This is a genomic window from Streptomyces sp. NBC_01460, assembly GCF_036227405.1.
Taxonomy (GTDB): Bacteria; Actinomycetota; Actinomycetes; order Streptomycetales; family Streptomycetaceae; genus Streptomyces.
The window spans coordinates 7,436,768-7,446,539 of record NZ_CP109473.1; the positions used below are offsets into that span (position 1 = coordinate 7,436,768).

Genomic DNA, 9,772 nt, shown 5'->3' on the forward strand with positions numbered 1-9,772 from the left:
TGAAAGTTTCGGGCGGACAGCAGAGGAGGAGCAACTCCCTTGCTGGACAATTGCATACCGGATAGTGACGCCGGTCCACAATACGACCCGGTGGTCGTAGGCAGTAGTCTGCATTCACGGAACGCGAACTGTCCACGCGGGGGCGGTCGTCGCGATGCGCGCCGACGCAATGAGCCTGCCAGGCAACCGTTCCCGGCCGTACGGGCCTTCCGTACTGTTCGCACGTCCCCTCTCCCACGGAGGGGCCGCCCTCCTGTCAAAGCCCCCACGGAAGCAGAGAGTTCAGCTGATGACCGACAGTGCGGTGGCCGAGTCGTGCCGCCTGACCGTACGTGCGCCGAGCGTCACCGTCGATCTGGCCGTGCCCGCCGACGTCCCGGTCGCCGACCTGCTGCCCACCCTGCTGCGTTACGTCGGCCAGGAGGCCGAGGAGGCAGGCCTGGACCACGCGGGCTGGGTGCTCCAGAGACTCGGTGACGCCCCGCTCGACGAGGAGACGACCCTGGCCGGCGCCGGCCTGTCCGACGGGGCCGTGCTCTACCTGCGCCCGCACACCGAGGCGCTGCCCGAGGCGCGGCTCGACGACCTGGTGGACGGGATAGCCGACACCGCCGGCAGGCGGCTGCACACCTGGCACCCCGGAGCCGCCCGCGGGCTGCTGGTGGGCTCCGCCGTGGCGACCGTGGCGGCGGCCCTCGTGCTGGTGTTCTGGCCGGGGGTGAGCGGCTCGGCCTTCTCGCGGGCCGCCTGCGCGGCCGTCGCCGGCCTGCTGCTGCTCGCGGGCGCGGGTTCCGCCAGCCGGGCGGTCGGCGACCGCCTCTCCGCGACGGCTCTCGGCCTGATGGTCGCCCCGTGCCTGGCGCTCGCGGGCTGGGTGCTGCCCGGCGGCGACGTGACCGGCCCGGACGCGACGCAGGTCGTGGGAGCGCGCCTGCTCGCCGCGGGCGCCGCGGGTGCGGGCGGCGCGGTCATCGCGCTCGCCGCCACCGCGGTCGGCGCCCCTGCCCTGCTGGCCACCGCGGTCGTCTCGGTGGCCACCGCGATCGCCGGGGCCCTCATGGGATACACGGGTCTGGGCGGCCCGGCCGCGGTCGCCCTGGTGGCGACGGCGGTCGCCCTCGCCGCCGGGACGGTCGCGCCGTTCGCCTTCAAACTGGCCGGGATGCGCATGCCCGCGCTGCCCTCCACGGCCGGTGAGCTCCAGCAGGGCATCGACCCCTACTCCGGCGACGAGGTCGCCGAGCGCACCGAACTGGCCGGACGCTGGGTCGCCGCGCTCTTCGGCGCCACCGGCGTCATCGCCGCGGCCGCCCTCACCGTCCTCGCCGAGCATCCGGACCTGCCCGAGGTGCTGACCGCTCTCGCGCTGAGCCTGCTCCTCCTCCTGCACGCCCGCGGCCTGGTGCACATCGGGCAGCGGCTGACCCTGGCCGTGCCCGGGCTCTGGGGGCTGCTGCTCCTCGCCCGCGCCTGGGCGCTGGACAGCGGGAGCGACGGACGCCTCGTGGTCTTCGCCGTCCTGCTCGCCGCGGCGGCCGGACTCGTGACCGCCTCCTGGACCGTGCCGGGCCGCCGGGTGCTGCCGTACTGGGGCCGTGCGGCAGAACTGGCCCACACCCTCCTCGCCGTGGCACTGCTGCCGCTCAGCATGTGGGTGGCGGGTCTCTTCGGCTGGCTGCGCGGTCTGTTCGGCTGAGTACACCGCACGCCGTGACATGGGTATCGAGTGGGTGAGGAGAGGCAGTGCAGTCCAAGCGCGACCAGGTACATGCGCACAGTTTCATGATGGGCAGGCTCAGTTCGGGCCTGCTGACGGCCGACCCGGACGCGGCGGAGAGCCCTCTGGGGCGCACCACCCGAGGGGTGGTCTTCGGCGTCCTGGTGACCGTGCTGATCGGTGCGGGCGCCACGGTCTTCGGACTGCTGCGCCCGGGTGGGAACGACGGCTGGCGGGACGGTGAGCACCTGGTCGTCAACCGCGACACCGGCGCCCGCTACCTGTGGACCGGCACCGACGGAGTCCTGCACCCCGTGCGCAACTACGCCTCGGCGAAGCTGATCGGCGGCGCCGACCTCGAGACCGCGGACGTCGCCACCACCTCGCTGCGGGACGTCCCCGTGGGCTCCCCGGCCGGCATCCCCGGCGCGCCGGACGCCGTGCCCGGCCCCGGCGAGCTCGACGACGGCGCCTGGCACATGTGCGTCACCGGTCCGGACGGGGCCCTTCCCAGCACCTCCGGTGCCGTCGCGGACACCGGGGTGGACAAGCCCGGGGCCACCACCGTGGTCGCCGGGGCGCCCCTGGACTCCCAGGACATCGGCAGCGGTCGCGGGGTGCTCGTACGCGGCCCCGGTGACACCGAGTACCTGGTGTGGCGGGGCAGCAGGCTGCCGCTGGACCGGGCGTCCGACGCCCGTAACGCCCTCGGCTACGGCTCGGAGCAGCCGATGCCGGTCTCGGCGGCCTTCCTCGACGCCCTGGCCCCCGGCCCCGCCCTCAAGCCGCCCGCGGTTCCGGGGCGTGGTGAGAAGGGCCCGGTCCTCGGCGGCGGGGCCAGCCGTGTCGGCCAGGTGTTCAACGTCCAGGTGCCCGGCGGCGGCAGCACCTATCACCTGCTGCAGAAGGACGGCCTCGTGCCGCTGACGAGGCTCGGTGCCGCCCTCGTGCTGGGCGACCCGGCCACCCAGAAGGACGCCTACCGGGGGGAGTCGCCCGAGGCGCGCGACGTCGGCGCCGACGCGCTGCGCGCGCACCGTGCGGAGGGATCGGCCACCGCGGGATCCGCCGAGCTCCCGGACACCCCGCCGGTCCCGCAGCCCGCGCCGCGCGGCACCGCGCTCTGCGCGCAGGTGGACGGGGACGACGGCGGCACCCGGATCGGGTCGGTGCTGGTCCCGCTGACCCGGCTCGCACCGGTCGTGGTGTCGGAGGGCACCGCCCAGCCGCTGAGTCCGGCCTGTGTCCGGACGGACGCCACGGTGGTACGGCCCGGACGCGGCGCCCTGGTCCGGGCGCTGAACGCGAGCGGCGCCGCGCACGCCGGGACGACGTACCTGGTGGCGGAGAACGGGGTGAAGTACCGCGTCCCGGCCAAGGACGCGCTGGCGGCGCTCGGTTACGCCGAGGGGGACATCGGCTCCGTCCCGGCCCCGCTGCTCGCCGCCCTCCCGACCGGTGCGGACCTCGACCCGGCCGCCGCCTCCGGTGCCGCGGAACCCCGCGTCACGGCTCCGCGGTGCGGCGCCGACGCGGGGGAGGGGACGGGCAAGACGGACACGCGGGATGCTTCCGGCACAGCCGACTCCGCGGCGTGATCCACGCGAAATCCCGTAAAAGGCATCGAGGAACGGGAAAGCATCGATCGGATAACTCCCCGCGGCTCGCGCTGATTTCCCGCGGGCCGGGCACGGCGAGAAACCTCAAATGAAGCTCAGATATTCGGGCGGTCGTGTCACAGGATTCCCGCGCACACGGGTCCGTGCCGTCTGAAACGGGCGGCCCGGATGACCGTTCCGCTCATTTTCCTGCCCGATTACCGGCCGTATGGCGCTGCTGGACGAGAGGCTGCCGTCCCGCGAACCCGACGTTCGGGAGGGCTCGGTTCATCGGGCGGAAACATTGGGACAACTCTGGTGCCATGCAGGGGTTCTGAGGAACTGACCTATGCTCAAATCTTCCCCACACTCGTTGCGCGGAACGCCAGGTTCTCTTTAGCCTCGGCACGGCAACGTGCAACAAGACTGGTCTGAAGGAAGGGAGCGCGACATGGCGGACACTGGCTCAAGGAAAGCGGACTATGCCAAGGGCTTGGGAGGTGTCTCCTCCCTGGAGTCGGCCCGGAGCGCGGTCGAGAAGATCCAGAACAACGTCGCCGAGATCGCCGCGCGTTCGGGAGTCGGCGGCGACGAGGGCCAGGCACTGCTGAAGCTCTTCCGCAGCTGGAACGGCGAGGCGCAGAAGGTCGTCGTCCAGATCAGCAAGATGGTCGACGCGCTCCAGGAGAACGTGACCTCGGCCGACCGCCTCGCGAAGGAGAACCAGGACCTGACCGAGGTGCTCAACAGCAAGACCAGCCAGGGCGTCTTCGAAGCGCTGCGCTGACCCACCCCCGCGGAACCGGTTCCCTGCGGAGGAGGCCGGAACACGTGAGCTCGCCGGGCTCCCCAGCCCGGCCACCCGAGAGGAGCAGTCATGGCTGACGGCATCATCGATGTGCAGTACTCCACGGTCCGTAACGCGATCGAGGAGCTGAAGGGTCAGACGCAGCAGATCATCACGACCCTCAACAACCTGGAGGACGAGCTGAGGCCGCTCGTGACCTCCTGGGAGGGTGACGACCAGCAGATGTACCGCGGAGTCCAGGCCGAGTGGGACCAGGCCACGAAGAACATGGCGCTGCTCCTCGGCGACAGCGGCGAGCTGGTGCAGAGCATCCACGACAACCACTCCCGTGACGAGCGCAAGAGCGCCGACAACTGGGGCAGTGTGCGCGCCCGCTAGAGCCCGGCCGGGGCTTGCCCTTCGCATGGACGGAGGGCGGGCCCCGGTCACGTCTCACGCCGGCCGGCCGGCCGCACAGGCCCGCCCCCGGCCGCCCGTATCCCTGTCCGGCACCGAACCGCAGGAGGACGTCCCATGGCTGGTGAGAAGGCCGACGTCAAGCATTTTGACCTCAAGCAGATGGAGAGCTTCCGCGACAACGAGGTGCAGCCGGTGTACACCGCCGCGAAGAAGCACCGGGAGGACGGGGACGGGGAGCACATCCGGCCGCTCGGACATCTCGTCGACGGGCACACCACGCCGGACAACCTCGCCCAGGACAAACAGCTCCTGCGCATCGGCAAGATGGTCACCGAGCCCCTGGTGTCGGGACCGAAGCTGATCGCCGGTGTCCGCACGGCGGCCGAGGCGATCGACAAGCTGCTGGGTGACCAGATGGACCTCTTCAAGGAGCTCAAGGAAGCGCTCACCGACACGATCGAAGAGGCCAACAAGACCAAGGACAAGAACCTCGACGCGATCGACGCGCAGACACTGCTGCAGACGTTCGAGGAGGTCGACACGCTCACCAGCGGTTCGTCGGGTGAGGAAACCACCTAGGCCGACGCGTCCCCACCCGTGAGCCCCCCTGCGGCCCGGGGTTCCACCCGCGTGACGGACGCCCTTCCCCGAAGCCGCACGAAGACGCTGTGCGCCGACATGCAGGACACCTGACCAGAAAGAGTTCCCGGTGGCTGATCGGTACGATCCCAACTCCCAGGGGAACGTCGACAAGTTCGACGGCGCCGCTGATCCATCGAGCGACACCTGGGCCACTCTGGTCACCCATATCACCGGCTACCCGGTGCCCGACCGCAGCACCGTCTTCGACACGCTCCGGTCCGACCACGGCGGCAAGCTCTTCCGCATGGACATCAAGGAGCGCAGCCTCGGCCTGCTCGTCAAGGATTCCGGCTTCCTGACGAACAAGGGCGAGGACTACGACATCTGGTTCTTCGACAGCGGCAAGAAGCGGTCGATCATGCAGGCGCGGATCGTCTTCGAGGGGCGCGTGAAAGCCGGCGAGGAGATCATCTTCGCCGGGCCCGGCTCCGACAACGTCCATGACGCCCAGGTCCGTGAAGGCAACGAGTTCACGGACTACAACAAGGACAAGATGAGTACGGTCGCGCTCGCCCGGTACATGAACGGGCCGCGGGCGGCGCTCCTCGAACTGCTGCGGGGCAGCACCCAGGACGCCCGCTTCAGCAACCTGGGCGTACCGGGAGCCGACGTGGTCGACCTCAAGTCCTTCGGCACCACGGGGGAGTCCTTCGACTTCGCGGCGAAGTTCTTCAGGGACCACGCGGTCGTCCTGAAGGACTGGGAGGACCGTTTCAGCCGCGAGGACGCGAGCTGGAAGGGCGAAGCCGCGGAGGTCTTCCGCAGCCTGCTGAAGAAGATCCGGGAGAACTACGACAGTTACGTCGAGACCTTCGACTCCAAGGTCGGCACAGGCGACGAGACCGGTACCGGCGGCACCGTGTACTCGCGTGCGCTCTCGCTCGGGCGCACCTATCTCGAGAACGCGGCGAACAAGCTGCTGGAGGCGTGGCTGGACTGGGCCAACTCCTCCTACTACGACCCGCACCAGGTGCTGCGCTACGTCCTGGACGAACTGGCCCAGTGGGTGGACGCGAACAACGTCGCCAAGACGGACATCACGTCGTACACCAACCGCTACACCACGACCGTCAGCCACAGCCCGCAGGGCGGCTTCTCGCAGGTGCACCCCGAGTACGGAGACCTGACCGACATCGCCAACTGGGCCAAGGTCGGTGACAAGGCGGTCAAGATCTGGAGCCAGGGGGTCGACGAGTACCTGGGCAAGCCGGCCGCCACGGTCCAGTCGGCCCTGAACAACCACTTCCTCGAACTGGGCGAGGACTTCTCCGACAACGTGCCCGAACCGAAGTCGACCGGCACGGCCTCGGACGAGTACGAGAAGAAGAAGCTGGAGGAGGAGAAGGAGGAGATCAAGAAGGAGAACGAGGAGAACAAGAAGTACCAGGACGAGCTGCGTGAGGAGCAGAACCGGCAGCGGGAGGAGGACAAGAAGTACCAGGACGAGCTGCGCGAGGAGCAGAACCGGCAGCGGGAGGAGGACAAGAAGTACCAGGACGAGCTGCGTGAGGAACAGAACCGGCAGCGCGACGAGGACAAGAAGTACCAGGACGATCTGCGCGAGGAACAGCGCCAGGAGCAGGAGGAGGCCAAGCGCCTTCAGGACGACCTGCGGAACGAGCAGAACCAGCAGCGCGACGAGGACAAGAAGTACGCGGAGGAACTGCGCGAGGAGCAGCGGCGCGAACAGGAAGAGGCCAAGCGTGAGGCCGAGGAGCAGCAGAAGGCCGTCACGGAGAGCCTCGGCGGACTCAACGACCCCGACGCGGTCACCACGCAGGACCTCGGGAACCTGGACAGCCTGCTGAACACGAACATCCCGTCCACCGAGAGCCCCGGGAACCTGGACATCGGGGGCGGCGAGGACAACCAGCAGGGCCCTGCCCCAGCCACGGTCGCGCAGAGCCTGGGGAACCTCGGTCCGCTCAACAACGGCGGCCCCGGCGGGACCGACAAGGCCGTGAACGACGCCAACCAGGCCGTCACCCAGGACCTCGGCAGTCTCGGCCCCCTCAACGACGGCACCGGCGGCTCCCTGGACACCCCCACCGGCGGCACCACCCAGCTGGACGGGGGCAAGCTCACCTCGGACTTCCCGGACGGCAGCACCAGCACCTTCGACCCGGACAGCGGGCTGGTCACCACCACACACCCCGACGGCAGCGTCACCACCCAGGACCTGGGCGACGGCATGAAGGTGACCAACCCCGACGGGTCCGTCACCTCCCTCGGCGACGACGGCAAGCTGACCACCACCTTCCCCGACGGCACCACCCAGGTCGTCGACCCCACCACGGGCCAGGCCGTCACCACCGACCCCGACGGCGCCACCACCACCCAGAACCTCGGCAGTCTCGGCGATCTCAACGGGCAGAACAGCTCGGGCGGTCCGGGGGACCTCGGCGACATCAACGCCGATCTTCCCACCCAGTCGATCGGCGACCTGGGCGACCTCGGGGATCTCAACGGCGGCCTGTCCGGACTGGAGACGCCGACCGGCGGGCACACCGCCCTGACGAACGGTGACTTCGCCACGACGTTCGCGGACGGCAGCAAGGGCGTCTTCGACCCGGACACCGGGTCGTTCTCCATGACCGGCCCGGACGGCTCCACCGTGACCACCGACCTCACCCACGGGGCGTCGGTGACCAACCCGGACGGCTCCACCACCGCACTGGACAACGGCCAGCTGACCACCACCTTCCCGGACGGCAGCAAGCAGGTCATCGACCCGGACACCGGCATCGCCACCACCACCGACCCGCAGGGCAGGACCGAGACGGTCGATCTGCACGACCTCAACCAGACGGGCCGTGACGGAGGTTCGGGCGTTCTCGACGGGCTCGGTGATCTCGGCAGCCTGAACGGATCGGGTGGCCTCGGCGACCTGGGGAGCCTGGACGGATCGGGCGGGTCGGGCGGCCTCGGAGGTCTCGACACGGTCGGCGGTGGCGACGGTACGACCAGCGAGGTGCCGTTCTCCGACCTGGGCGTCGGTGGGGGACAGGTGAGTGCCGGAGCTCTCGGCGGCGGCCTCTCCGGAACGGGCTCCCTCTCCCCGGACGGCCTCGGCGCGGTGGCCCCCCTCTCGGACGGTTCCGCGACCGGCTCGGGCAGCCCGCTCGCAGGCGCCGCCCAGGCCGGTACACCGGGAGCACCGGGCACGCCTGGCAGCCCCGGCATGCCGATGGGCGGCGGCATGGGCGGCATGGGCGGGGGCGGTGAGAAGGGCAACGGCGAGCGGGTGCGCGCCGTCCTGGTCGACGCGGCGGAGGAGAGCGAGCGCCGGAACCGCCGTCGGCGCAGCCCGTGGAACCGGCAGGAGGACAGCGACACCTTCCTGGCGCCGGCCCGCCGGGTGACGACCACCGGTGGCGACTCACCCGAGGAGGAGGGGGAGCCGCGCCACAGGGCCACCAGCTCCGCCGACTACCTGGAGGAGGACGAGGACGTGTGGGGTACCGAGGAGGGCGGCACGCCGGCCGTCATCGGCCGGTGACCGTCGCCGCTGTCCGGCGCCCCACGGCGGGCGGGGCGTCCCGGGGCGGCGTGTCCCGGGGCGACGTGTGCCGGGGCTGCGTGTCCCACCCACCCCCGGCTTCCCGCGCCCGACGTTCACCAGGCAAGATCAACACAGCAGTTGACGCACCGTTGAGGACCCTACGCACCGACCGGGCGTACCGAGAGACCTACGGAGAAGGAGGGGAGCGGGCGTGACGGAACCGCTGGAGAAGCGCCTGGAGAAGGCCATGGCCGAACTGCAGGCGGCCCAGGAGGCGGTGGCACGCACCGAGCGCGAACTGCGGACGGCGTCGTTCTCGTCGCTCTCCTCCGACCGTGCGGTCCGGGCCACCGCCGGCCCCCAGGGTGAGCTGACGGGGATCGAGTTCCTGGAGAACAAGTACCGCGACATGTCACCGCAGGAGCTTGCCGCCAGCGTCCTGGAGGCGGCGAGCGCGGCGCGCCTGAAGATGAACCGGCATGTCATGAAGGCGATGGCCCCGTTCACCGAGCCCAGCAGCAACGTGCCGGAGCTGAAGGGCTTCGAGCTGGACTGGGAGCGCATCTTCGGCCCCGAGGTGCTGCGCGAGGACGAGGACTCGGCGCGCGGCGGCCGGGCCGCCCCCGCCTGGCGGGACGCACTCGGCGAAGAGGGAGGGGACTGACGATGGGCGAGCGGTACTACGTCGATCCGCAGCGCATCGAGGCGCTGGCCGGGCAGCTGGAGGAGATCGGCGCCCTCACCAGGAGCATGACCGAGGAGTTCCTCGACGATCTGGCGCCCACGGTGAACTGGCCGGGTTCGGAGGGTGAGTTCGCGGAGAAGGCCAAGCCGCAGGAGCAGAAGGAGCGGCAGACCACCAAGGACACCATGCTGTCCATCCGTGACGCGCTGGTGGGCATCACCGACGCCACGGTCAGCCAGGTCCGGATGATGAAGGACACCCGCGACCACAACATCGAGCAGGTCGAGAAGGGAACCAGCCGCATCGACGCCGACGGGCTCGGCAGCGGCTCGGGCGGGCATGGCCGCCGCTGAACCCCGCACCGCAGGCCGCTCCCGCACCACGCCGGGAGCGGCCGCTCCGTCCTGCCCGCGCGGGCTCC

General features: G+C 70.5%; 8 protein-coding genes. All 8 read left to right on the forward strand.

The window, feature by feature from the left end:
- Positions 1 to 289: 289 nt before the first annotated feature.
- The 8 genes from eccD to OG488_RS33540 all read left to right on the forward strand — a co-directional run bounded on the left by eccD (position 290) and on the right by OG488_RS33540 (position 9,704).
- The gene (gene eccD / locus OG488_RS33505) at positions 290 to 1,696 is read left to right on the forward strand and encodes a type VII secretion integral membrane protein EccD (RefSeq protein ID WP_329236068.1); all 1,407 of its coding nucleotides are present in this window, start codon (positions 290 to 292) and stop codon (positions 1,694 to 1,696) included.
- A gap of 47 nt (positions 1,697 to 1,743) precedes the next feature.
- A complete protein-coding gene (eccB, locus tag OG488_RS33510; RefSeq protein WP_329236069.1) occupies positions 1,744 to 3,315 on the forward strand; it encodes a type VII secretion protein EccB in 1,572 nt (523 codons plus the stop codon).
- 451 nt (positions 3,316 to 3,766) lie between these two features.
- Complete coding sequence (locus OG488_RS33515; RefSeq protein ID WP_099176577.1) at positions 3,767 to 4,102, forward strand: hypothetical protein; 336 nt, start codon at positions 3,767 to 3,769, stop codon at positions 4,100 to 4,102.
- Between the two features lie 90 nt (positions 4,103 to 4,192).
- Positions 4,193 to 4,501: a WXG100 family type VII secretion target gene (locus tag OG488_RS33520; RefSeq protein WP_329236071.1), complete on the forward strand. Its 309-nt coding sequence runs from the start codon at positions 4,193 to 4,195 to the stop codon at positions 4,499 to 4,501.
- 135 nt (positions 4,502 to 4,636) lie between these two features.
- Entirely contained in the window at positions 4,637 to 5,101 is a 465-nt protein-coding gene (locus tag OG488_RS33525; RefSeq protein WP_329236073.1) for a type VII secretion system-associated protein, read from the forward strand.
- A 130-nt stretch (positions 5,102 to 5,231) separates the two neighbouring features.
- Positions 5,232 to 8,663 (forward strand): AAWKG family protein, encoded by a 3,432-nt coding sequence (locus OG488_RS33530; RefSeq protein WP_329236075.1) that lies wholly within the window; start codon positions 5,232 to 5,234, stop codon positions 8,661 to 8,663.
- A gap of 214 nt (positions 8,664 to 8,877) precedes the next feature.
- The gene (locus OG488_RS33535; RefSeq protein WP_329236077.1) at positions 8,878 to 9,330 is read left to right on the forward strand and encodes a YbaB/EbfC family nucleoid-associated protein; all 453 of its coding nucleotides are present in this window, start codon (positions 8,878 to 8,880) and stop codon (positions 9,328 to 9,330) included.
- A gap of 2 nt (positions 9,331 to 9,332) precedes the next feature.
- A complete protein-coding gene (locus OG488_RS33540; protein WP_329236079.1) occupies positions 9,333 to 9,704 on the forward strand; it encodes a hypothetical protein in 372 nt (123 codons plus the stop codon).
- Positions 9,705 to 9,772: the final 68 nt, after the last annotated feature.